The sequence below is a fragment of the Sorangium sp. So ce1335 genome (assembly GCF_051521615.1).
GTDB lineage: Bacteria > Myxococcota_A > Polyangia > Polyangiales > Polyangiaceae > Sorangium.
Genome location: NZ_CP150363.1, coordinates 5,472,129 through 5,495,786 on the forward strand (window position 1 = coordinate 5,472,129; position 23,658 = coordinate 5,495,786).

Below are 23,658 nucleotides of genomic sequence, written 5' to 3' on the forward strand. Positions count from 1 at the left end.
GCTCAGCGGGCCGGGTTGCGGTAGACGAGGATCACCGGCACCCCGTCGAGGCCGGCGATGTGATCCGGGCGCGTGGTCCCGAACGCGACCCACGCCTGGTACGCCTGCCCGAGCATGTGCTTCTCGTGGTGGTAGAGGGCGAAGTCCGCGCCCGCGACAGCCCCCACGCCGCGGATGTCCTTTCGCAGGCGCCCGTCGCGCAGCAGCATGTCCCACGCCGGGCCGGCGGTGTCGTGAACGTACACCGTCCCGCGGGGCGGGACGTTCTCGTTGAGGTAGTCGACGACAGCGCCGGTCGTGTAGCCCCAGAAGGTGCGGTTCAGCCCGAGGGTCGCCGCGCCGGGCGGGCCGCCGACGAGCGGCGTGTAGCTGGACAGCGCCCACGGGTGCGCGTGAAGCGTCTCGGCGATCGGCGCCGCGACCACCGCCGCCCCGAGCAGCGCCGGCACGAGCGGCCCGCGCGCGGCGCGCTCGAGCGCGGCGCTGCGCGGGGCGCGCGCGAAGGCGCCTGGCCTCGCGCCGGCGCCGCGCCGGGCGCGGAGGAGCCCAGCGCCGCGCCGGGCGCGGAGGAGCGCGCGGAGCGCGACGCGCGCGCGCCTCACCGCGGCGGAGAAGGCCGCGCCGGCGAACAGGGCGATGAACGGGTACGCCGTCATCCAGTGCTTCGTGCCGCCGAAGATCGGCGTGCTCGGCGAGAGCCAGGCGCCGTACACGGCGGCGATCGCGAGGAACCAGAGCAGCGCCGTGCCGCCGGGGTCGTGCGCTGGCGGACGGAGCCGCGCGGCGAGCGCGCGCACCGACGCGAGCGCCCCCGCGCCGCCGGGCGGGGCGAGCCGCGCCGCCGCGCACGCGAGCGGATACAGCAGGCGCTCGCGCGCGCTCGCGCACAGCCCTGCGGCGAAGAGGCAGAGCGTCACGACGGGCACCGTCGCCGCCGTCATCACCGGCGCGTAGGCCCTCGGCATCGGCGGCGTCCAGTGGTTCCGGCCGAGGAACTCCATGTTGTAGTACTCGTGGTTCAGGTGGAACGACGCGTACTCGCGCAGGCGCGGGAGCGTGTCGCGCCAGATCCACGGCCACAGCGCGTAGAAGACGATTGGGCCGATCGTCGCCATCGCGGCGAGCGCCGCGAGCGACCGCCGGGCCCCTCGCTGCTGCTGCGGCGGCGCGGCGGGCGCGACGATGCGCTCCCTGAGCTCCAGGGCGACCGCGTGCGCGACGCAGACGATCGGCAAGAACCACGAGTTGTGCTTCGTGTCGAGCGCCAGGCCGAACGCGATGCCGGTGAGCACCGGCCACAGCGCGCCGCCGTCCCGCAGCGCGCGCCAGTAGGCGTACGCGCACAGGGCCCACACGGTCACGATCGGCGCGTCGAAGCACGCCAGGTGCGCGTGGTAGAAGTACCGCGGCAGCATCGCGAAGAGCACGGCGGCGGACGCGCCGGCGATCCGGTCGCGCGCCTGCGTGCCCCAGAGGTACACGAGCGCGACCCCGGCGCCCGACAGGACCATGGCCGGGAAGCGGTAGCTCGTGCCCTCCATGGCGAAGAGCCCGAGCCGCTTCTGCAGCACCAGGTTGGAGAGCGCGAAGAGCGACTTGATCAGGCCGGGGTGCTCGCGGTTCACCGACCACGCGGCGTCGACGGCCTCCGGAGCCAGCGCGGCGCGCGGCGCCTCGACGAGCGCCTGGAACCACGCGCCGTAGCGGTTCGCGGCGACGAAGTAGAACCCCTCGTCGCGCGCGTAGCCGAGGTCGCCCGCGGTCGCGAGCAGCAGGGCGACGTACGCCGCGGCGAACGCGAGCGCGATGGCGCCGTCGGCGGGCGCGAGGGGGGCGGGCCGCGCGGCTCGCGTCATCGGGTGTCCGCCTCGAAGCAGTAGTGGCGGTGCGTGTAGTCGGGCGACGTCACGGCGAACTCCACCTCGGCGCTCGCGGCGCCCGCGTGGGCGCCGAGCGGGAACTCGAACGCCGCCCACCCGTCGCCGTCGACGTGCGTCGCCTCCCCCACGGGCGCGCCGTTGACGCGCACGGACAGCGTGACCGGCGCGCCCTTCTGCTCCCGCTCGATGATCCAGTACATGCCCGCGTGCCCCCGGATCACCGAGCCGAGCGGCACGCCGCGGAAGCGCGTGACGATCGCGCCGTCCCGCGGCGGGTGCGACCAGATGCACCGGCGCGGGCGGAACTCCTCGTCGGCGATCACGGTGACGCCGACGTTGAAGAACGGCCCGCCGGGGCACTCGAAGCGCTCGGCCGGGAATGTCGGGTGGCCGCCGAGCCCCCCGGCGGCGACGCGCGCGCGCGGGTTCCAGCGGCACGCGGCCGGCGGGTCGGTGACGCGCACGTCCGCCGACCCTGGCGCGACTTTGTCGACGAAGTCGTACACGACGCGCGCGGGCGACGGGTTCACGAGGCGCCGGAGGACGAACCGGCCGTGCTCCTGCCGCCTCTCCTCGCGGAAGCCCGCGAGCTCCTCGGCGCGCTGCCCGAGGACGCTGATCTCGACGGCGGCCGCGTAGCGGCTCTCGTCGGGCCTCGCCGCGTCGCGCAGGGGCAGGAGCTCGTCCCCGAGCGCGCGGCGCGCCGCCGGATCGGCCCACGCTGGCGCGACGACGACGAGGTCCCCGGGCTGCTTCATCGCCGCGAGGGGCGCCTTCACCTCGCCCCAGTCGTCGAAGGCCGGGGCGCGCCGGCTGAAGTGGACGTGCGCCGCGAGCTCGCCGAGGCCGAGCGCTGGCAGGCCCACCAGCGCGAGCAGGCCGACGGCGCGGCGCGCGCGGCCACCGCGCGCCCGGGGCGATGCGCCGGCGGGCGCAGGCGGGGCCGTCTCGTCGGGCTGCGCCGAGGTCACGACTACAGCTCGATCGCGTAGATCACGCTGCCGAGCGGCATGCGCTGCATGCGCTCCTCGATCACCCCGCGCAGCCCCTTCCAGGCCCCGTCCTTCTCGACGTACGTCTCGCGCAGGCGCAGCGCGGCCGCCTTGTCGCCGCGCGCCTTGAGGCCGAGCACCGTCCTCGCGAGCGCCTCCGCCGCGGCGGGCATCCTGTCCGCCTGGATCGAGAAGCACCCCTTGTCCGTGCCGTTCGCCGCCACCTCGCCGCGGTGGAAGCCGATCGCGCCCGCGTCGAGCAGGCTGCCGAGCTGGATCGCGGCGAGCTGGCCGTAGGGCCGCGGCTCGCCGCCGGCGGTGTACATGCCCTGCCCGATCTGCCCGAACGCCCAGATCACGTCCCTCGCCTCGGAGAGGCGGGCGAGCGTCGGGTCGATCACGCCCTTCTGGGCGAGCCAGCCGCTGAAGTAGAGCGCGCCGGTCTGGGCCTTCAGCTCCTCGAGCATCGACGCGAGCGGGCCGCCGTAGATCTCGCTCTCGGTCTTGCCCTTCACCTTGTGGTTGTGCGTCGGGCCGAGGTTGTGGGCGGCCTCGTGCAGCACCGTGCTCAGCGTCGCGACCGGGCGCTCGAGCGACACGCTCTCCATCGTGGCCTTGCAGAACAGCGACGCCGTGGCCTCCCGGAGGGCGGCGCGCGTGTCGTCGTCCTGGAGGAGGTTCACCATCGCCACGGTGCGGCCGCGCCCCTCGGTCGCGACCCGGCCCCAGTTCGGCAGGCTCTGCCCCGCGGTCCCGCCGGTCGCGGCGCGCGAGTCGCCGGCGTTCGCGACGACGTCGATGAAGTCGGGCAGGTGGAACGCGACCTGGCGCGCCTTGTACGGGGCGCCGGCGAGCGCCGCGAACGCCGCCTCCATGTCCGACTTCACGGGCTCGAGCTTCTTCTGCCAGGTGAGCGACTCCTGGTTGATGCGCGCGAAGCTCATGTGGAAGCCCGCCTTGCGGCTGCACGGCTCCCAGTACGTCTCGTCCGGCCCGACGCGCAGGTACCACCGCGAATTCTCGGCGTTCATCCTCGACCAGGGCTCGTCCGCGGCCTCCCAGCTGTTGTCGAGGAACGCCTGCGCCGCCGCGAGCAGGTACGCCTTGAAGGCCGCCTCGCCGGGGCTCTGGATCGCCTCCGCCGCGGCCTTGAGCTCGCGGCTCACCGCCTCCATCTCGGGCCTGTACGCCTCGCTGTACGGCACGGCCTTGAGCGCGCCGCCCTGCTCGACGACCACGGTGAAGGGCGAAAGGAGCGCCTGCTGGTCCGGGCGCGCCTCGAGCGCCGCGCAGAACTTCCTGTCCTGCTGGAGCCGCGCCGGGTACGCGCCGGTGATGCGCGGCGGGTTGCCCGGCACCGCGCTGCAGCTCGGATCGTTCCGGGTCCTCGGCTGCTCGCACCAGGGCCCCTGGTTGCGCCAGAACAGCGCCCGGCTGGCCGGATCGTCGGGCGGGATCTTGTCGGCCATGCCGGCGGAGCCGAGCTGCTTCGCGTGGAGCTGCTCGATGAGCTCGGCCACCTTGAGCAGGTGGCCGACGATGGCCCGGTCCTCGGCCGGCGCGCCGCGGAAGTCGGACTGGAGGAGCGACGGACGGCCGGCCGCGAGCTCGGCGAGCACGGCGTCGCGGCGGCGCTTCTCGGCGTCGTCGAGGCCGGCGCGCGGGTGCCCTTCGGCCTTGATCTTGACCATCGCGGCGTACGCCGACGTGAACTCCGGGGTGAACGCCCCGGCGGCGACCCAGGCGGGCGCCTTCGTGTGGTGCCAGAGCGCGGCGACCTCGTCGGGCTCGACGGCGCCCGAGCTGTTCCTGTCCGCGGTCCAGAAGAGCGGCAGGTCGAGCTCGACCGCGATGCGGTTGAAGTCGAGCCGCGGGATCTGGTCGAAGCGCGGCCCCGGCGGCGCGGCCTGGGAGGCGGCGGGGGCCGGCGGCGGTGCCGGGGGCGGCCCGGCCGGCGGCGGGTGCGGCGCGGCGCACGCGGCGAGGGAGGCGAGCCCGGCGAGGGCGGCGAGCGAGGCGCGGCCAGTGAGCGAGGCGCGGGAGGGAGACATCGGGAGGGGGATGTTCATGGCTGGAGCTCCGCTGGGCCCTCGGCCCTGCGCGGCGCGCGGCGGGGGCGGGTGGGCCCGCGCCGGGGCTGCGAGAGCGGCCGGCGCCCGGTCGCACCTGGAGGCTGGGAAGCAGCTTCCTGCGCGCTCGGCCGCCGGCGTGCCGGGGTGCGCGGCAGCGTAGATCAACGGCGCGCGGCCCGGGCGCGATTGTGCGCCCGGGCCGCGGCCCTGGACGGACAGGTCCCTCGGCGCGCCATCAGGCTCACGCGACGCTCACGCGAGGGCGCGGGAGCCGGCCGCCCTGGGCAATCGTTGCCCGAAGATGCCGGCCATGAGCTCCCCCGCGCCGTAGTAACAGAGGTAGCCGGCCAGCACGAGCTTGAGCAGCACCGCCGACGCGGGCATCGCGAGCAGGACGAGGCCGGCGAGCATCGCGCCGGCGCCCGCGGCGAAGAGCCACCTCGACTCCACCATGCCCTTGAGCACGACGGACGCCGCGACGCGCAGCGCGCCGGCGATGAACGCCGAGATGCCGGCGAGGATCACGAAGATCTCGACCACGTGACCGCGGCGGAGCACGAGGAGGCCGAGCAGGACGCTCGCCACGCCGCGCACGAGCGAGAGGAGGCGCCTGACGGGCGGCTCGCGCGATGCGCCGACCAGCGACAGGGCGCCGTCGAGCAGCGCGTACGCGGCGAAGGCCGAGACGAGCAGCCGCCACCCCGCGGACGCGCCGTGTCCCACCGAGATCGTCAGGGCGCCGGCGCCGACCGAGATCGCGAGGGCGCCCTGCGCGATGAGGATCCACCGGGAGCGCTCCGGCCGGGTCGGCCTCGGAAACAGCGCCCTCACGGCGGAGCGGGCCGCGGCGACGGGGTTCTTCGCCGGCCGAGGTGCGCCGCCGGGCTTCGCGCCCGGGAGCACGACGGGCATCTCTCGCTCGACGGCGCGCCCGTCCTTCCACTCCAGATAGCGGACGTGTCCGTCGGGCGAGATGCGAAGGAACGAGTTGAGGGGGCCGGCCCATGCGCCGCTGTTGAAGTACCAGTCGCCGATACGACCTGCCTTGTGCGTGTGCCCGAGCACCGCCACGTCGTGGTCGCCCCGCTCGAGCTCTGCCCGGACCCCGACGACGTGCTCGCCGAGCCGTCCCGGGCTCTGCACCGGCGTGAGCGCCGAGCCGGGGCGCACATCCCCTCTCGCCTCGCCCCTCGCCCCGCGCTGGCTCACCGTCGCGAGGGCGTGCTTCCAGATCGTGAGCATCGAGTCGCCGAATTGCTCGAGGACGTCCTCCACGCTCTCGCCGCTCCTGAGGACGGGAGAGCCGTTCTGGTCCTCGAAGAGGCCGGCGAAGATGGAGAGCATGCGGCCGAAGCCGGGGTCATTCCCCGCGTTGAACGGGTCGCTCTCGTGCCCGTGGCAGAAGCGGAACCGCCTGCCCCCGAGCTCCCGGCCGAACGGCGCGCGCATGCAGGCGAAGAAGGGGTGATGGAGGAAGTCCGTGTCGATGAAGTGCAGGAGGTCGACATCGTGGTTGCCGGGCACGTAGACGAGCGGCAGCGAGGCGAGCTGGTCGAGGAGCGCCCGCCGCTTCACGAGCAGCAGGCTGAGGTTCATCTGCCAGAGCTCGAAGACGTCGCCGAGGAGGAAGAGCTCGCCTCCCTCGCTGCCCACGTGGTCGAGAAATGCGCGCAGCTCGGGCGTCTTCTTGCCAGACTCGAAGTTGTCGCGCGCGCCGCCGTCACCGATGTGCAGATCGCTGATGACGAAGATGTCCCTGGCTGCGCCGTCCATCGCCTTGCTCCGGGGCCGGGCGATCTCGGCATGAGACGGCCGCGTCGCCCGGGCGGGGTGCATGGCAAGCTGTGTGCCGCGGGGTCGAGCGAGAGATCAACGCAAAGGCGCCAAGAACGCAAAGACGCAAAAATGCACAATTCTGCCCTTCCTCTTTGCGCCTTTGCGCCTTTGCGCCTTTGCTCCTTTGCGTTGATCTCTCGCTCCGGATCCCTGGCCGGCCTCCTGGTGCGTGGAAGCAGGTGCTGTGCTTCTGATGGCTCCTGCGAGGGCTACGCCAGACAGCAGAACGTCGATGGCGCTTCCGGCAGCAGCTCGCCGACCGGCTCACCCCCGCTCGGCGCGCAGCCGCCGGGATCCACGGCGACGACCTCCGCGGACTTGCTGCCGAGGGCGACCCCGGGCGGCGTGACCCCGCAGAACGGCGTCATGGAGCTCACGATGTTTGACGCGAGCAGGTCCGTGCACGCGCCGTCGCTGTAGACCGAGGCCATGATCGTGCACGACGCCCCCTCCGGCTCCCCGCAGGCGCACTCGGAGCAGCCGCGCGTGTCGTCGGCGCCGCCGTAGAAGACGTGCCTGGCCAGGTAAGGCTCCGCGCACGTCACGTCGCCCTCGTGGAAGATGCACGTCAGGAAGCCGCCTGGCGGCGGGACCCCGGGCTGCTCCGGCGACGGCATGCAGGTGCTCCGGTCGCCCGGGCACTCGGTGTAGGCGCCGGGCACGCAGGCGAGCGCCCGGGTCTGCCACGGATCGAGGCGTTCCGGCGGCGGGGGCTCGTCCACCCTCGGCGTGCAGGCGGCGGTCACCAGCACGGTCGGTGCCTCGACGGAGAGCCACTGCACGCACGGCTGCCCGCCGCAGTCCTGGCCGGCCGGGATGGCGTTCGCGGCGGTGCAGGCGCCGTCCCAGCCGTCGGGCGCCGCGAAGGCCGTTTCGACGGTGTCTGGGGCAGGGATGGCGCACGTCGCCGCGTGCGCCGACCAGCCCAGCGGGAGCTGGCACGACGTCGCGGCCGCGTCCGGCGGGTCGCACAGGCAGGCGGCACAGGCGAGCGGCGCCGGCGACAGGTCAGCGAAGCCCTCGTAGCCCACGTTCGGCGCCTCGGCGGGGCAGTCCGGCGCCTGGTCCGGCGGACCGAACCAGAGCAGCGCCGGACCGAACCAGCCGAGGGGCGCCGGCGGGATGCAGTCACCGGCGCAGGCGGTCTCGTCGCCGCCGCCGGCACCACCGGCACCCCCTGCGCCCCCGTCCCCGCCTCCGCCCTCATCCCCGGTGCCCGCCTCGGGGTACGGGCAGCCTGGATTGCCGTACTCCTGAGGCTGACAAGGCCCGTAGACAACCGGATCTTCACCACAGCCCGACAACAACAGCCCCACCAGCATGCCGTAGAAGATGCGCATGCCGAGCAAACTACAGGAGAGAGCCGGCAGCTTACAACGAACAGCCCACGTCATCGTTTCTGTCCCATCACGCATTACGTGCTCCGCAGAAAAATTGCCATGGGTCCGGTGGTCCCGATGAGCACGGGTCTACAGATCACGCCTCGCTCAGTACAAGGCCGTGACCCCCAACCCGAGCGCTGCCGCGAGCGGGGGTGACGACCAGCTCACGGGTGGAGCCGTCTCGCCCCCGTCGCCCTGACGCCGGAGCAGCGCATCCTCCACGATCCAATGCGCCTCGACGTAACCGTACGCCGACCACCTTTCCGAGAGTGGCCACGCGCTGCCGAGCCGTGCCCCTACCCCGAACAGGGCCTTGCGGCGTACACGCATGTTCCACGGGTTTTCCGGGACGAACCGGACAGCACCGAGCGTCGCAAGTCCGCAGCCGAACAGGGGGCGGCCGCGAACGCATGCCAGGCTGGACACCGTGAAGGCCGTCGTGCGGATACGCATGTCGGCGACCTCCTTCGCCAGCGAGACAAGCCCCCGCCCCTCCACGGCGACCGACCAGTCGGACCAGCGCACGCCGAGGGCCAGGGTCGTCCCGGCCGCCACCCCCGGCGTGATCCCCAGCCCCACGGTGGCCCCGAGCCCCGCCTCGATCCGCCACGGCGCGGAAGGATCTGCCTTCGCTGCCCTGACCGGCGAACCTGGCGGCTCCGGCGCAAACGTGCGAGGTGGCTCCGGAGCAGCCCCGGCCGCCGGCTCGGGCGCGCCGCGCGGCGCGTGCGCGGCTGGCGGAGCCTGGGGCGGCTCCCGCGAAACCCGTGCAGGCCCGCGCGATGAAGGCTCGGCCGGCGAAGGCTCGGCCGGCGGAGGCTCGGCCGGCGCCCGCTCTGACGCGCGCAGGAGCTGCGTCGCGATGGCGAGGCCCACGCCGGCGACGAGCACCTCGCACGCGCTGCTGGTGGTCAGCCCGTCGGCCCACCGGGTGTTCCCCTGCCCTTCGCGCAGCGCCAGGGAGGCCACGAGCTCGGCCCCCTGGCGCTCGATCCTGACCGAGACCAGCAGCGGAGCGTCGTCCCGGAAGGGGTCGGCGCCGGCCACCCGCGCCACCTCCGCGCGCAGGAACGAGGCGTCAGGACAGCGTTCGGCGCCTCGCCCGCGCACGTAGTCGAGCCGCGCCGCGCTCGGACGGAGCTCCGCCTCGGCGCGAGCTTCCGCTGCGCGGAGGAGACACGCGGCGCCGAGGACGGCGGCAGCGGCCAACGCCCCTCGCCGGACGGCACGGAGCGGCTCGAGGACGCAGCGCCAGAGCGGCCCGAGGACGCAGCGCCAGAGCGGCCCGAGGACGCAGCGCCAGAGCGGCCCGAGGACGCAGCGCCAGAGCGGCCCGAGGACGCAGCGCGCAGGCCGCGCGTGCCGAGCCCGCCCGTGGTGAGACCAGCTCATCGCGACGGCTCTTCCTTCGCCGCGCCCTCCGCGGAGCGGGCCAGTCGCGCCTGCGCGAGCTTCCGGATCCGCTCGCGCACCGACCTGAGCCGACCGGTCGGAAACCGCTGCTCATGAAGCGCGATGTGCCGGAGCGCTGCGGCGGTGTCGCCCGCGGAGAGCGCCGCCTGCGCCGCGTCGAGCAGCCGGTATTCCTCTGCGAACGAGTCCTCCCGCGCGCCTGCCGCCGGCGCTGGACGCGGCGCCACGTCGCGCCGGAGCGTCGCGTCGGGAGCCGGCGAGACAGGCTGCGGCGGCTGCGGCTCCGGCATCTCCTGCGGCGTCACCTCGACCGGCGCGCTCCGCGCCGCGGACAGCGCCGTCACCGCGGACAGCGCCTCCACCGGTGGGCCGAAACGGTCCGCCCAGAGCGGCCGCGGCGGCGCGAGCGCAAACAGCAAACCCAGGGCGCCTCCAGCGCCCACCGCGCTCCACCCAAGGGCGCGCCCCAGCTCGCCCAGCCAGGGACGCACGCGCGTTGCCCCCATGGGTCCAGGCGCGGGCGGCGACGACGCAGGCGGCGGCAGCGCGGACGGCGGCGGCAGCGCGGGCGGCGACGACGCAGGCGGCGGCAGCGCGGGCGGCGACGACGCAGGCGGCGGCAGCGCGGGCGGCGACGATGCAGGCGGCGACGACGACACGGGCAGCGCCCGCTCAGCCGGTGGCGCAGGAGGGCTGATCTCACACGACGCCGGCGCGATCGCTCCGCCCTCCTCGCGCACGAGGAGCTCCGATGCCAGCGGCAACCCGAGCCAGCACCCGCGCAGCACGTCTCGGTGCTCCGGGCGCAACCGCTTGACGGCGGCGCGGTAGTCCTCGCGGGCGAGGCGCAGCCGGTTCGTGGCGGTGTTGTAGTTGATGCCGAGCTCCCGCGCGATCTCGACCAGCGGCACCTCGTACGCCTCGTGCAGCACGAGGAGGAGCCGCCGCTCCGGGGCCAGCGTCCAGAGCACGTCGATCACGAGCTCCAGCCGCTCGCGCTCCACGGCGCGCTCCTCGCTGAGCGGCGCGGGATCGACGGCCTCGGAGCACGACGTCGGCAGCAGGCCGTGCGACACCTCGCGGCGGCGATACGCGCGCTCCAGGTAATGGCCGACCTTCCGCCACGCGATCCCGAACACCCATCGTTCTTCGGCGCTGCGGTGCTGGCGCCGGGCGTGCCAGCGCGCGAGATCGCCGGCCTCGCTCTCAGGCGGGGCCCAGTCGGGGTCGAACCGATCCAGGGTCCGGTACGTGGCGAGGAGGACCTCCTGAAGGAGGTCGTCGATGTCGGCCTCGGCCACGCCCATGAGCCTGAAGGCGCCGGGGAGCGTTTCCACTGCGGCTGTATGAAGGGCGTTCCAGGTGCGGTCGCGGGAGGTGCCGGCGGGGGACGAGAGAGGTGCGCTCATATCCCCTTAGTTACGGGGGGCTCCCGGGGCCCGTTTGTGTTCCGCGCCGCGCGCGCGTCGGCGGGCGCGCGCGGCGCCGTCGGTGGGCACGCGCCGCGCGCGCGTCGGCGGGCGCGCGCGGCGCCGTCGGTGGGCACGCGCCGCGCGTGCGTCGGCGGGCGCGCGCGGCGCCGTCGGTGGGCACGCGCCGCGCGTGCGTCGGCGGGCGCGCGCGGCGCGCTGGGACGCGGCCCGCTTACGGAGACAGCGGGATGGGCGGTTGCTCGCCCGCGCCGCCGCTGGCGTCCTCGCCGGTGGCGTCGTCGTCGACACCCTCCTCTGCCTCGACCTCCTCGCCCGCGTCCTTGGCAGCAGCGCTCGACAGGCGCGACATGAGCTTCGGGGCGACATCCTCGAACGCGTCGCCGTGGAAGTAATAGGCGATCTTCCGGAGGTCCGCGTGGCGCCGGACCAGGAGGGTCCAGAGCCTATCGCGCATCTTCTCGGCCTCGCCGCGCTGTTTCGTCACAGGGCGGCGGGCGCCCTCGGGGGTGAGGGTGTCGAGAAGCCACTCGCTGGCTTCGCGGAGCTGCTCGAACTCCTCGCGCGTGAAGGGGTGTTTTCCGCGGAGCGCATCCGCGTGCTCCTCGTACAGGTGGGCCAGCGCCATCCCGTCGCTGGCCAGGTCGTACTTGCCGCTACCGGCCCGGATCTCGGCCACGACGTCCTTCGGCAGGAGCCCGCGCTTGGCCAGGGTCTCGGCGAGCGCGAGCATCGGCTCGCGCAGCTCGGTCACGATCGCCAGCTTCGCCTCGATCTCACCCGAGCTCGCGGGCCTCGCCGTGATGCGCGTCGCGGCGAACACAAGGGCGCGGCCGAGGTCCGGCAGCGCGAGGACGTCATCGAGCGGCAGCTCGGGCAGCGCCCGCCGGATGCGCGCCGGATCGGCGCAGGCGGCCTGGACGCCGCGCTTCACGTTGGCGAAGGCGATCCGCACGTCCGCGCGACAGACCTCGACCTCGCGCTCCGGGATCTCCGCGGCCAGCGGGGCAAAGCGCTTGTAGCAGGCGTGGTAGGTGGTTGTTGCCGTGGGAGCCGCCACAGGCGCCTTCCCGGTGTGCTGTTGTTTGGTTCTGGCTTTGGCCATTCCGGGAACGTAGATCCAGGCGAGCGCAACCGCGGGCCACACCGGCGCCGGATGTGTGCTCGCCGGATGCGTGCTCGAAGGAGCGCAGGATCTCGTCGCGAGGGGGACGTGGCTGCGGTGGGAGGCGCCCCCGTGGCCACGGAGCCCGGGGCGGGAATGGCTGTGGTCACGTAGTGTCATTTCGCAGGCCGATCTGTAAACGGCGGGATACACGTAGTGTCATTTCGCAGGCCGATCTGTAAACGGCGGGATACACGTAGTGTCATTCCGCAGGCCCTGCGGCATACGATCGGACATGCGCAGCGCCGCCTGGCACGAAGCTGCCGCGGTGGAATCGTCCACGTGTGCTCCGCTGGCGCGACGTCCGGCTTTTGAGATGAGCCGCGGGGGCGCTAGGGCCTGGGAAGCCGGCGCAGCGCGAGCCGGCGCAGGTCGGCGCGGAGGGCCGGCGTGGGCGAGACGGCGTGGGCGTCGAGGCCGGCGAAGGCGGCGCGCTGGAGGCGGCAGGCGGGGCAGACAACGAGGTGCGCGGCGACGGCGGTCGGCGGGAGCAGACCGAGGGCCTGGGTCGCCTGCGCGCCGAACTGCGGGTCGGTGCAGGCGGGCGGCGCCGGATAGGGCGACGGGATCATGACGGCTCCTCGTGAGAGAGCGCCTCGCGTAGCTTGCGCAGGGCGCGGTGACGGAGCACGCGTGCGTGGTTCGGGGTGATGCCGAGAGCGAGTGCGATCTCGGGGCCGTCGCGATCGTCGAGGCCCATGATGACGACCTCCTGCTCCAGCGGATTGCAAGCGCGCTCCAGAAGCGAGGCGAGCCTCTCCGCGGTTTCGCGCCGGAGCAGCGCAGCGAGGCCGTCCTCGTCGAGGGAGAGCTCATCGTCGTCTATCGGGCCGACGACTGCCTCGCGCGAGCGTGCGGCCAGGACGCGCACCGCCTTGTTGCGCAAGGTGCCGAAGAGGAAGCCAGGGACGTTCACGGGGTCGTGGGCGAGCACGGCCTCTGCCTTCTGGAAAAGGACGAGGAAGGCTTCCTGCACGGCGTCGGCAGCATCGGCGGCATGAAGTTGCAGCCGTTGTCGCGCGTGGCCGTTGAGGCGGGCTGCGTGGCGATCGAAGAGGGCGTCGAAGGCCGCGGCGTCGCCTCGGACGAAGGCGGCGAGCAGGGCCTCGTCGCTGTCGGAGAGGCGCGGAGGACGGCCGCGCAGGGCGCCAGAGGGCGCCCAGCCCGACGCGCGCAGACGCCCGAAGAGGAGCGCGCGCAGCGGGGCGAGATCGGTCGCGTCGGAAGGGGCCGAGAGCACGGCGGCTTGGGCGAGGAGGTCAGCGAGGGGCACGACTGGGATGCAGGTTAGCCTGGCTGGTCCTGCATCAGGGCGCGGAACTGCTGCAGGATGGGGTGGTTCGGTACCTGCTCGGCGAGGACCTGAAGGGCGTGTCGGAGGAGGTCGCCGGCCTCGTCCTGCTGGCCGAGGCGGAAGAGCAACATTGCGAGCGCCACCTCGGTCTCGGCCGACATGTAATGGTTCCGCGTACCGAAGCATTGGTCGCGGATCTCGAGGGCACGGTAGTTCATCGCGACCGCCTCCTCGATCCGTCCTTCGCTACCCAGCACGTCTGCGAGCGCCGCGTACGTGGTCGCGACGTCGGGGTGCTCCTCCGTGCCGTGCACCTTGGCCTGGATCGCCAGCGAGCGCTCCAGCGCCTTTCGCGCTCCCGCAAGGTCGCCCTGCGCCATCAGCACGCCGCCCAGCGCGTGCAGCGACGCGGCCACCGAGGGGTGCTCCTCCGTGCCGTGCACCTTGGCATCGATCGCCAGCGAGCGCTCCAGCGCCTTTCGCGCTCCCGCAAGGTCGCCCTGCGCCCTCAGCACGCCGCCCAGCGCGTGCAGCGACACGGCCACCGAGGGGTGCTCCTCCGTGCCGTGCACCTTGGCCTGGATCGCCAGCGAGCGCTCCAGCGCCTTTCGCGCTCCCGCAAGGTCGCCCTGCGCCATCAGCACGCCGCCCAGCGCGTGCAGCGACGCGGCCACCGAGGGGTGCTCCTCCGTGCCGTGCACCTTGGCATCGATCGCCAGCGAGCGCTCCAGCGCCTTTCGCGCTCCCGCAAGGTCGCCCTGCGCCATCAGCACGCCGCCCAGCTCGTGCAGCGACGCGGCCACCGAGGGGTGCTCCTCCGTGCCGTGCACCTTGGCATCGATCGCCAGCGAGCGCTCCAGCGCCTTTCGCGCTCCCGCAAGGTCGCCCTGCGCCCTCAGCACGCCGCCCAGCTCGTGCAGCGACGCGGCCACCGAGGGGTGCTCCTCCGTGCCGTGCACCTTGGCATCGATCGCCAGCGAGCGCTCCAGCGCCTTTCGCGCTCCCGCAAGGTCGCCCTGCGCCATCAGCACGCCGCCCAGCGCGTGCAGCGACGCGGCCACCGAGGGGTGCTCCTCCGTGCCGTGCACCTTGGCATCGATCGCCAGCGAGCGCTCCAGCGCCTTTCGCGCTCCCGCAAGGTCGCCCTGCGCCATCAGCACGCCGCCCAGCGCGTGCAGCGACGCGGCCACCTCGGGGTGCTCCTCCGTGCCGTGCACCTTGGCCTGGATCGCCAGCGAGCGCTCCAGCGCCTTTCGCGCTCCCGCAAGGTCGCCCTGCGCCCTCAGCACGCCGCCCAGCGCGTGCAGCGACGCGGCCACCTCGGGGTGCTCCTCCGTGCCGTGCACCTTGGCATCGATCGCCAGCGAGCGCTCCAGCGCCTTTCGCGCTCCCGCAAGGTCGCCCTGCGCCCTCAGCACGCCGCCCAGCTCGTGCAGCGACGCGGCCACCTCGGGGTGCTCCTCCGTGCCGTGCACCTTGGCCTGGATCGCCAGCGAGCGCTCCAGCGCCTTTCGCGCTCCCGCAAGGTCGCCCTGCGCCCTCAGCACGCCGCCCAGCTCGTGCAGCGACGCGGCCACCGAGGGGTGCTCCTCCGTGCCGTGCACCTTGGCATCGATCGCCAGCGAGCGCTCCAGCGCCTTTCGCGCTCCCGCAAGGTCGCCCTGCGCCCTCAGCACGCCGCCCAGCTCGTGCAGCGACGCGGCCACCGAGGGGTGCTCCTCCGTGCCGTGCACCTTGGCATCGATCGCCAGCGAGCGCTCCAGCGCCTTTCGCGCTCCCGCAAGGTCGCCCTGCGCCATCAGCACGCCGCCCAGCGCGTGCAGCGACGCGGCCACCGAGGGGTGCTCCTCCGTGCCGTGCGCACGGACCAGAAGCGCATGACCTCGCCGGATGCATTCCGCAGCGCGAGCCGGAGACCGCCCCGCCTTGAACTCGGCGTAGCCGAGCCACTGATGTCCGAACGGCGACTCCGGTAGCGCCTCCACATGGCGCTCGGCCAGCCACAGGTTGTGGGCGTAGAGACCCGCATTGTGGAGTGCGGCGTCAATGCGGCGCGCGAGTCGCTCCGCGCGCGCAACATTCCCGCCGCGCAGCGCATGCTCCCACGCCGCCTCGGTGCGCTCGATCCACACCGCACCGGACGCCGCCTTCTCGGCCAGCGTCTCCCAGGCCTCGGCCGCCGCTTCGTGCCACCGCGCCGCGTCGGCCACCTCGAACTGCGGCTCTACGAGCGGGCTCACCCGGTATGCCCGTGCGCCGTCGAGCTCACCGACCTCCAGCAGCCCCCAGCTCGCCAGCACGTCCAGGTCCCGGTCGATATCGACGGCGAGCCCCTCTGTCAGCGCCGAGAACGCCTCCCTCGGCACCGCGGCCTCGAAGACCCGCGCCCGCCTCACGAACTCGATCGCCGGCTCACCGAATGCCGCCTTGGCCTGATCGTAGGCCATGTGGCGCAAGAACATCTGCGCCAGCTCGGCGTGCTTCTCCTCGCTCGCCTCGTCGCCCGGCGCCCAAACCGGCAGCTTCGCCGACGCGCTGGCAGCGACGGCGGCGAGCTCCTCGTCCGTCTTGCGCGCGAGCAGCGCGCGCGCCCAGGCGAGGACACGCGCATTGCGGCCGAGCCGCTTGGCGAGGTCGTGCCAGCTCTTGAGCGAAACGCTCGCGAGCTCGTTCGACGCCTGCCCACGCATCCAGAGCTTCCTCACGGCCGCGCTGTCGAACGGGCCGAGCGGTATGAAGGCGAGCGCCCGGTCGTTCGCCCCCGGGACCCGAAACTCGGCCGTCGACGTGATCAAGAGCTTCGGCTTGCCGGTGGCGCAGGTGGGCAGGAGCGCCTCGAGCAGCGCGGCCGCCTCGGGCTTCACGAGCCAGGGACCGCCCGTGCTTCGCTCGAGGTTCTGCTCGAAATCATCGAGCACGATGACGAGAGGACGCCTGCGCCAGTGCTCCATCAGGCGCCGCACGCGCTGCAACACGCTCTCGTCGGCGCGTGCGAGGAGCTTCTCGGCGGCCTCGTCTCCAACGGCAATGGCCTCCTTGAACGCCTCGAGCACACCGCGCTCGTCGATCGCGCCATGCAGGACCACCACACCGAGCTCCGGCGTGTGCTGCTTGGCGCGTTCGATCGTCCGACCCACCGCGCACGACTTGCCGACGCCGTTCATCCCGAAGACACACGCGCCTGCCACGTCGCGCGCTCCGCTCTTCTGCACGTCTTGCCCGCGCAGGAGCACGCGGAGCAGCCGCTGCACGAGCCGTCGCCGGCCCACGAAGCCCGTCTGGAGCACGCGCATCTGGCTGCCCAGGAACTTGTATATCTCGTCGCGATCGACGCGCTCGCTGAGCGGCGCGGCGCCGTCGTCGATACGGAAGCCAGCCGCCGATCCGCTGACGAGGTGCAGCGTCCCCCAGGCATACGAAGGCGCGGGCGCCCCCTCCTCGGTGCGCCGCATCCGGTCGCGCGCGACCTGCGCTGCCTCAACCGGGGTCTTGCCGGCGGCGAGCTGCTCGAACAGCGACGACGCGGCCAGTGTGGCCAGATCGTCGCGAACCGGACGCGTCCAGCCGAGCACGTTGGGCACGCCCGCGGCCACGAGCTCCGCCGCGAAGCTCGCGACCGAACCACGGACCTCGGCGCTGTGGCAACACGACACCATCACGAGCTCCGGCATCGCCTTCGCGCGCTCCAGCACGTCGATGAGCTCCGCCGGTGAGACGAGGCGCTTGCCGCCGAACGCATCCTCCATGACGAGCCGCGGGCCGTCGGGCGTCAGCACGCCGTGTCCGCTCAGGTGCACGACGTCGAAGCGTTCGACGAGCAGCGCCGCGCGAAGATCGTCGAGCGTGCCCTCCTCGACGACGCGCAGGCGGGCGCGGCGGCGCTCAGCCATGGGTGCGATCGCGGCGAGCAGCTCCTCCTCTTCGCGCTCGAAATCGAGCTCCGGCGGCGCGTCGTGAGGAGAGAAAGCCATGAACAAGATGCGGAGGCCGCCGGTTTCCAGCACGTACGGCACGCCGAGGTCCTGGGGCCCGAGCTGCAGCACGACCGTGAGCGGCGGCGCCCCGCGGCGCCGCGTCTCCGCGAACGGCAGCAGCTCCCACCGCATCCACGTGGCGGGGTGCGAGCGCAGCGCGCCGCGGTCGTCGCTCCGCGCGCGCACGACGAGATCGAGCCGGCGGCGCTCGGCCTCTGCCTTCGTGATGCGCTGCGCGAGCGCGCGCTCGGGGCCGTCCAGCAGCTCGAACAGCGCAGCGCTCAGAGCCGTGCGGGAGCTGACGATCGCGGCGCTCTGTCCAGAAGCCTCCGCGAGGCTTACCGCGTCGGCCAAGCGCTGGATGTGCGCTATCTCGTCGCGGCGGAGGATCTTGTTCCTGGCGCCAGGCGCCTCGGTCCAGCTCAGGATCACGTCGCCACCCGGATCCAGCCGGAGGTCGACCATCGCGGGTCGCGACACGGGCATGTGAGACATCGTACGTGACGGGTGGTGCAGGGTGAAAGGCGCGGTCATGAGGTCCTTTCGTCGGGTCCACCCGCTCATCCCGCGAGGAGGCCCGGGCGTTACAATCGCCCGCATTTTCCGGAGCGAGCGCAGCCGCTCCCGTCCCCGCACGCGAATCCACCTTCGGCAGGGCTCCCCGCCCGCTGCCGCACCTGCGATCCCCGCCGCCTCCACCTCGGGCGCCTTGGAGCGCGCCGCCCCATGGAGCAAGGGTACGCCCGTCCGCTGGCAAGCGAGCTCGCTCGCCCACGACCGCGACGGTGACTCCTCGCCACGGAGCCGCCGAAACGCCCCCCGGCCGCGGCGCCGGCGCCTCAGCCGCGGGTACAGGCGAGCGCGTAGGCCATGCCGCTCTGCAGCGTGCCGAGCGTCAGCAGGCCGTCGAGGCCGGCGGCGTTGCGGACGAGCTGCTGGGCCGCCTCGGGCCGCACCCCGGTGAGGATCGCCTGGGCGCCGACCAGGCGCAGCGCGCTCGCGGTCCGGGCGAGGATCGCCGCCGGGGCGGCGTCGAGCTGGCGCACGCCGGTGATGTCGAGGATCACCACCCGCGCGCGCGCGCGGACCGTGCCCTCGAGGGCCGTCTCGAGCACCTGCGACGCGCGGGCGTCGTCGAGCAGCCCGATCAGCGGCATCACCATGATGCTGTCCGTGATCGGCAGCAGCGGCGCCGCCATGTCCGCCAGGCGCTCCTCCTGGACGCGCAAGATCTCCGCCTGCGCCGCCGACCGCTCGCGCTCGGCCCGCTCGCGCTCGACGACCTCGCGGCGCGTCTGCGCGTGGGCCTCGCGCAGCGCCTCGCCCTGGCGCACCAGGTCGGCGTTGACCACCTGGACCTGCTCGAGCGCGGTCTGCAGCTCGTGCGTGCGCGCCTCGACCTGCTGCTCGAGCTGCTCGCGGGCCTGCTGCACGCTGGCGTACAGCCGGGCGTTCTCGATCGCCACCGCCGCCTGCGCCGACAGCAGCTGCAGCAGCTCGACGCGCTCGGGCGCGAAGGCGTCGCGGGTCGCGTTGTTCTCGACGTAGAGGATCCCCGACAGCCGGCCCTGGTGGAGCAGCGGCAAGCACAGCACCGAGCGCGGGCGCTGGCTGGCGACGTAGGGGTCGCGGGCGAAGCGGGGCTCGGCGCCGGCGTCGCCGAGCAGCACGCCCTCGCGGCTGCGGGCGACGAAGCGGACCACCGACGTCGCCAGGGCGGCGTCGTCGCGCATCGGCTGGTCGAGGCCGACGCGGACCTCGTCGGGCGCCGCGCGCATCTCGGCGGCGATCGACAGGTCCTCGCCCCGCGGCACGAGCAGGAAGCCGCGCTGGGCGCCGGCGCGGAGCATCACGATCCGCATCAGGCGGTCGAGCAGCCGGTCGAGCACCAGCTCGCCGGCGACCGCCTGCGCGGCGCGCATCAGGCCCTCGAGGTCGAGCGAGCCGCCGCCGTGCAGGCGGTTGGTGCTCGTCGAGCGGCCCGTGCTGTGCCCGGCGCGGGCGGGCGCGGGCGGGGCGAGCAGGTCGGCGTGGGTGAGCAAGAGCTGGCTCGCCTTGGCGGCCGCGCCCCAGCGGGCGAAGCCGACGTGGGCGTCCTGCAGGTAGGCGGCGGCCAGCGCGCGACGCTTGCGGCGCAGGTGCAGCCGCGCCGCGCACTCGCTCGCCAGCGCCGCGTGGAGCACGAGCCCGCGCGCCTGCGCCTCGGTGATCGCCTGCTCGTAGCCCGCGATCGCCTCGGCGTCGCGGCCGGCCAGGCGCGCCGCCTCGGCGTCGAGCAGGTGCTGGAGCGCCACGAGCTGCGACGGGTTGCTCGTCGACCACGGCCGCAGGGCCGCGCGCTCGCGCTCGAGCCGTTGCGCCAGCGCCCCGCGCTCCGCCTCGCCGGCCGCGTCCCAGCGGGCCGCGGCGACCAGGCCCGAATAGGCGTACTGCTCGGGCGAGTACACGTGCCCGGCCCCGGCGCCGCTCTCGTGCAGCGCGCGGGCGCGGGCGGCGAGCTCGAGCCCTCGCTCGTGCTCGCCGTACAGGTAGGCGAGGCGCAGCTTGCTGACCGCGTAGAGCCACGGCACGAGCCCCCCGGGCGGCATGCTGGCGACGAACGCGTCCTCATCGAAGCCGTCGCCACCGAGGGCGCTCGTCGCCGACTCGCCCATCAAGTTGACGACCACGCGGCGCATGAACTCGACAACCGCCGTCGACGCGACGTCGCGGGTCTTCCTCAGGAGCGCCGTGACGTCGTCGATGCGGGCCGCGGCGCCGCGGATGTCGGCGTCGGCGATCAGCGCCAGCGCGGCCGTTTGCAGGCAGTAGAACGACACGTAGGCGAAGTTGCCGACCTCGAGCGCGACGCGGCGCGCTGAGTCGCGGTACTCCTCGCCGGCCGAGTACGGCTGGCGGTAGAACACGACCGACGTGCCGAACAAGAAGTGCACCATGCAGCGGGTGCGCAGGTTGCCGGTGCGCTCGTTGAGCTTGACCCCGAGCTCGCCGAACTCGTAGGCCTCGCCGAGCTCGCCGGTGACGCCGGCGAGCAGGATGCTGTACACCGCGTAGCTGTAGTCCGACCCGTCGACGTTGCCGTGGCGCAGCGACAGGTTGACCATGTGCAGCACGATCAGGGGGAACAGCGCCGGCCTGCCGACGAACACCGGCCCCGACATCGACGCGAGGAGCCGCATCACGATCTCGACGTCCGGGTCGCGCGCCGGCGGGGCGTCGAGCAGGGCGCCGATCCGCCGCTCGCCGAGGTTCTCGTGGGCCGCCGCGAACGCGGCCGCGACGGCCTCCTGCAGCGCCGGGCCCTCGTCGGGCAGGCCGATGCCGTACATCGCGAGCGCCGCGCGCCCGGCCGCGACCACCGCCGCGAAGTCGCCCATCGCCGCGTGGAGGAGGACGCGGAGGTCGTAGACCTGCGCCCGCTCCTCGCGCGAGCGCGCCCGCGCGAGCGCCTCCTCGAACAGCGCGTCGGCCTCGGCGAACGCCCCGCACAGGTACGCGCACTCGGCCAGCTCGACGCGCAGCGCGAACCCGAGCTCGAACCCGTGCGCCCACGGGTCGGCGCCGAGGCACTCGCAGCCGGCCTGGAAGTACTGCCGCGCCGCGTGGTAGGCCGTCGCCGCGCGCGCCCGCCGGCCCGCGCGGAGGTTGAGCCGCGAAAGGTCGAGCCGCTCGTCGCCGCCGATCCGCGGCAGCGCCAGGTCGAGGTGGCCGACGACGTCGAACAGCGCCTCGTCGGGCACGCCCGCCGGGTACGCGTCGCGCAGCAGCCGGCCGACGCGCAGGTGCGTCGCCTCCCGCACCTCGCTCGCCAGCAGCGAGTCGGCGGCCTGCTGCACGCGGTCGTGGAGGAAGCGGTGGAGATCGTCGCCCTCGCCGCCGGCGAGCGGCACCACCAGGCCCTCGCGGACCAGCTCCCCGAGCGCCGCGGCGGCGTCGTCGCCGTCGCCGTCGCCGCCGACGGCCGCGAGCACGCGCCACGAGAAGCGATAGCCGACGCACGCGGCCCGCTGCAGCAGCCGCTGGGCCGCGGGGGTCAGGCGGCGGATCTTGCTCGTGACGAGGGCGACGACGTTGTCGGTGACGTCGCGCGCCTGCACCTGCGCGTCGTCCCACCCCCACCGGCACGCGGCGGGGTCCCAGCGCAGGAGGTCGTCCTCGGCGAGCAACAGCAGGAACTGGCCGATGAAGAACGGGTTATGGTGGGTCTTCTCGCCGACGATCCGCGCCAGCGCGGCGACCTGCGGCCGCTCCATCACCAGCGTGTCCGCCAGCAGCTCCTCGACGTCGGCGAGCGAAAGCGGGCCGAGCGGCACGTCGCCGACCTCGACCCCCGCCGCGCGCAGATCGGCGAGCGCGGCCGGCAGCGGGTGCCCGCCGCCGACGTCGTCGTCGCGGCAGGTGCCGAGCACCAGCAGGTGCCTGCACTCGGCGTCGAGCAGCATCTCTTGCACGAGGCGCAGCGACGCCGGGTCGACCCACTGCAGATCGTCGAGCACGAGCACGAGCGGGTGGTCGGCGGCGGCGAAGACCCGCAGCAGGGCGGTGAAGATCAGGTTGAAGCGGTTCTGCGACTCGGCGGGGCCGAGCCGCGGGACATCGGGCTGCGGGCCGACGATGAGCTCGAGTTCGGGGATGAGATCGGTGAGGAGCTTGCCGCTGCTGCCGAGGGCGGACGCGAGGGCGCGCCGCCACGCCTCGAGGTCCGCGGGCGCGGCCGTCAGCAGGGTGCGGCACAGCTCGCGCAGCGCCGCGACGATCGGGGCGTACGGCGCGCCGTGGTCGTACTGATCGCACTTGGCGGCGACGAAGAACCCGCCGCCGCGGGCGACCGGCGCCGCCAGCGTCCGGACCAGCGCCGACTTACCGGCGCCGCCGGGCCCGCGCACGAGCAGCAGCGTGCGCGCGCCGTTGGTGACGCCGGCGTAGGTCGCGAGCAGGACGTCGATCTCCTGCTGCCGTCCGTACAGGCGCGGCGGGATCCGCGGGGTCGACGGCCGGTCGGCGCTGCCGAGCGCGAACGGCTCGATCGTCCCCGTCGCTGCCCACGCGGCCGCGCAGCGCTGCAGGTCGGCCCGCAGCCCGGCCGCGCTCTGGTAGCGATCCTCGGCCGCCTTGGCGAGCAGCTTCATGATGATGTCCGACAGCACCTGCGGCACGTTCGGCATCAGCGCCGCCGGGGCGACCGGCACGCGCGCGAGCTGGCTGTGGACCAGCTCCATCGCGTCGCCGGCCTCGAACGGCAGCACCCCGGTCACCAGCTCGTAGAGCGTGACGCCGAGCGAGTACAGGTCCGAGCGCGCGTCGACCGGCCGGTTCATCCGCCCGGTCTGCTCGGGCGCCATGTACGCCAGCGTGCCCGCCATCCCCGCGCCCGCGCCCGCGTCGACGCGCGGCGCCCGGTCCTCGCCGCCGGCGATCGCGAGGCTGAAGTCGATGAGCTTCACCTGCCCGGTCGCCGGGTTATAGACGATGTTGTGCGGCTTGACGTCGCGGTGCAGCAGCGGATAGCGGTGCAGCAGATCGAGCGTGCCCGCCACCTCGACGCCGATCGCCAGCACCGCCGCGAGGTCGAGGGCGCCGGCGTGGAACAGCGCATCGAGCGAGCGGCCGCCGAAGTCCTCGAGCGCCAGCGCGAGCTCGTCGCCGAGCGTCTCGAGGGCGTGCGCCTTGATCACCCCCGGCAGGTCGAGCGATCGCAGCAGCGCGAACTCCCGCCGCAGCGCGCCGTGGATCGCCGGCGCGAGCGGCCCGCCCTTGCCGATCTTGACGACCACGCGGGCGCCGTCGCTGGCGCGGACGGCCCGATGGATCACCACGCCCGCGCTCTCGTGCAGCTTCGCGGTGAACGTGTACGCGCCCAGCTCTGCCATGAATGCGCCTCGTGACCCGTCGATCGTCGCGCCCAGCCGCCGCGCGCATCATCGATCGCGCGACCGCTTCCGGGCGTACGTTTCGGGCGTACGTTTCGAGCGTACGTTATGCGGCGCGACCGGGTAAAGATGGAGGCCCGGTACATCACGATGAACCCGCCCGAGCAGGTGGCCATCACGATGGCCCAGGGGCCGCCGGTCTTCCGCCTGTTCTCGGGCGCGTGGCTCTTCAAGGTGCTGTCGCCGCGGCGGACGCGCGTCACCTTCCGCTACAACTTCACGGCGCGCCCACGGGTCCTCGCCCCGGTGCTGGAGCCGGTGATGGCGGCCGTGTCCGGAGCGAGCACAGC

At 73.8% G+C, this 23,658-nt stretch carries 13 protein-coding genes and 1 pseudogene; 2 read left to right on the forward strand and 12 right to left on the reverse strand.

Annotated elements, in window-relative coordinates; translation table 11 throughout:
* Nucleotides 1-2: 2 nt before the first annotated feature.
* The 10 genes from WMF24_RS20200 to WMF24_RS20245 all read right to left on the reverse strand — a co-directional run bounded on the left by WMF24_RS20200 (nt 3) and on the right by WMF24_RS20245 (nt 13,179).
* Complete coding sequence (locus WMF24_RS20200; RefSeq protein WP_437738063.1) at nt 3-1,856, reverse strand: ArnT family glycosyltransferase; 1,854 nt, start codon at nt 1,854-1,856, stop codon at nt 3-5.
* The gene (locus WMF24_RS20205) at nt 1,853-2,851 is read right to left on the reverse strand and encodes a hypothetical protein (protein ID WP_437738064.1); all 999 of its coding nucleotides are present in this window, start codon (nt 2,849-2,851) and stop codon (nt 1,853-1,855) included. Before WMF24_RS20205 ends, WMF24_RS20200 begins: the two co-directional genes overlap by 4 nt.
* A gap of 2 nt (nt 2,852-2,853) precedes the next feature.
* Entirely contained in the window at nt 2,854-4,941 is a 2,088-nt protein-coding gene (locus WMF24_RS20210; protein WP_437738065.1) for a hypothetical protein, read from the reverse strand.
* Between the two features lie 255 nt (nt 4,942-5,196).
* Nucleotides 5,197-6,780, reverse strand: a complete 1,584-nt coding sequence (locus WMF24_RS20215) for a metallophosphoesterase (protein WP_437738066.1) — start codon at nt 6,778-6,780, stop codon at nt 5,197-5,199.
* 209 nt (nt 6,781-6,989) lie between these two features.
* Entirely contained in the window at nt 6,990-8,120 is a 1,131-nt protein-coding gene (locus WMF24_RS20220; RefSeq protein WP_437738067.1) for a hypothetical protein, read from the reverse strand.
* Between the two features lie 147 nt (nt 8,121-8,267).
* The gene (locus tag WMF24_RS20225; protein ID WP_437738068.1) at nt 8,268-9,554 is read right to left on the reverse strand and encodes a hypothetical protein; all 1,287 of its coding nucleotides are present in this window, start codon (nt 9,552-9,554) and stop codon (nt 8,268-8,270) included.
* Entirely contained in the window at nt 9,551-10,912 is a 1,362-nt protein-coding gene (locus WMF24_RS20230; protein ID WP_437738069.1) for a sigma factor-like helix-turn-helix DNA-binding protein, read from the reverse strand. Before WMF24_RS20230 ends, WMF24_RS20225 begins: the two co-directional genes overlap by 4 nt.
* A 307-nt stretch (nt 10,913-11,219) precedes the next feature.
* Entirely contained in the window at nt 11,220-12,110 is an 891-nt protein-coding gene (locus WMF24_RS20235; protein WP_437738070.1) for a hypothetical protein, read from the reverse strand.
* A gap of 392 nt (nt 12,111-12,502) precedes the next feature.
* Complete coding sequence (locus WMF24_RS20240; protein WP_437738071.1) at nt 12,503-12,742, reverse strand: hypothetical protein; 240 nt, start codon at nt 12,740-12,742, stop codon at nt 12,503-12,505.
* Entirely contained in the window at nt 12,739-13,179 is a 441-nt protein-coding gene (locus WMF24_RS20245) for an RNA polymerase sigma factor (protein ID WP_437738825.1), read from the reverse strand. Before WMF24_RS20245 ends, WMF24_RS20240 begins: the two co-directional genes overlap by 4 nt.
* On the opposite strand from WMF24_RS20245, the gene WMF24_RS20250 reads away from it, so the two are divergent.
* Nucleotides 13,093-13,461: a hypothetical protein gene (locus WMF24_RS20250; RefSeq protein ID WP_437738965.1), complete on the forward strand. Its 369-nt coding sequence runs from the start codon at nt 13,093-13,095 to the stop codon at nt 13,459-13,461. The genes WMF24_RS20245 and WMF24_RS20250 overlap by 87 nt on opposite strands.
* Here WMF24_RS20250 and WMF24_RS20255 read toward each other — a convergent pair.
* Together WMF24_RS20255 and WMF24_RS20260 are read right to left on the reverse strand one after the other, a co-directional pair.
* Nucleotides 13,458-17,924 (reverse strand): tetratricopeptide repeat protein, encoded by a 4,467-nt coding sequence (locus WMF24_RS20255; RefSeq protein ID WP_437738072.1) that lies wholly within the window; start codon nt 17,922-17,924, stop codon nt 13,458-13,460. The two genes, WMF24_RS20250 and WMF24_RS20255, sit on opposite strands and share 4 nt — an antisense overlap.
* A gap of 353 nt (nt 17,925-18,277) precedes the next feature.
* Nucleotides 18,278-23,308 (reverse strand): AAA family ATPase, encoded by a 5,031-nt coding sequence (locus WMF24_RS20260; protein ID WP_437738073.1) that lies wholly within the window; start codon nt 23,306-23,308, stop codon nt 18,278-18,280.
* A 150-nt stretch (nt 23,309-23,458) separates the two neighbouring features.
* Here WMF24_RS20260 and WMF24_RS20265 point away from each other — a divergent pair.
* Nucleotides 23,459-23,632: pseudogene (locus WMF24_RS20265) on the forward strand (SRPBCC family protein); the annotation flags it as partial.
* Between the last annotated feature and the right edge of the window lie 26 nt (nt 23,633-23,658).

Excerpts from the sequence above, each read along its gene's own strand:
- WMF24_RS20200 (WP_437738063.1), bottom strand. The coding sequence starts at position 1,856 with ATGACGCGAGCCGCGCGGCCCGCCCCCCTCGCGCCCGCCGACGGCGCC.
- WMF24_RS20210 (WP_437738065.1), bottom strand. The coding sequence starts at position 4,941 with ATGAACATCCCCCTCCCGATGTCTCCCTCCCGCGCCTCGCTCACTGGC.
- WMF24_RS20215 (WP_437738066.1), bottom strand. The coding sequence starts at position 6,780 with ATGCACCCCGCCCGGGCGACGCGGCCGTCTCATGCCGAGATCGCCCGG.
- WMF24_RS20220 (WP_437738067.1), bottom strand. The coding sequence starts at position 8,120 with ATGCGCATCTTCTACGGCATGCTGGTGGGGCTGTTGTTGTCGGGCTGT.
- WMF24_RS20225 (WP_437738068.1), bottom strand. The coding sequence starts at position 9,554 with ATGAGCTGGTCTCACCACGGGCGGGCTCGGCACGCGCGGCCTGCGCGC.
- WMF24_RS20235 (WP_437738070.1), bottom strand. The coding sequence starts at position 12,110 with ATGGCCAAAGCCAGAACCAAACAACAGCACACCGGGAAGGCGCCTGTG.
- WMF24_RS20240 (WP_437738071.1), bottom strand. The coding sequence starts at position 12,742 with ATGATCCCGTCGCCCTATCCGGCGCCGCCCGCCTGCACCGACCCGCAG.
- WMF24_RS20255 (WP_437738072.1), bottom strand. The coding sequence starts at position 17,924 with ATGCCCGTGTCGCGACCCGCGATGGTCGACCTCCGGCTGGATCCGGGT.
- WMF24_RS20260 (WP_437738073.1), bottom strand. The coding sequence starts at position 23,308 with ATGGCAGAGCTGGGCGCGTACACGTTCACCGCGAAGCTGCACGAGAGC.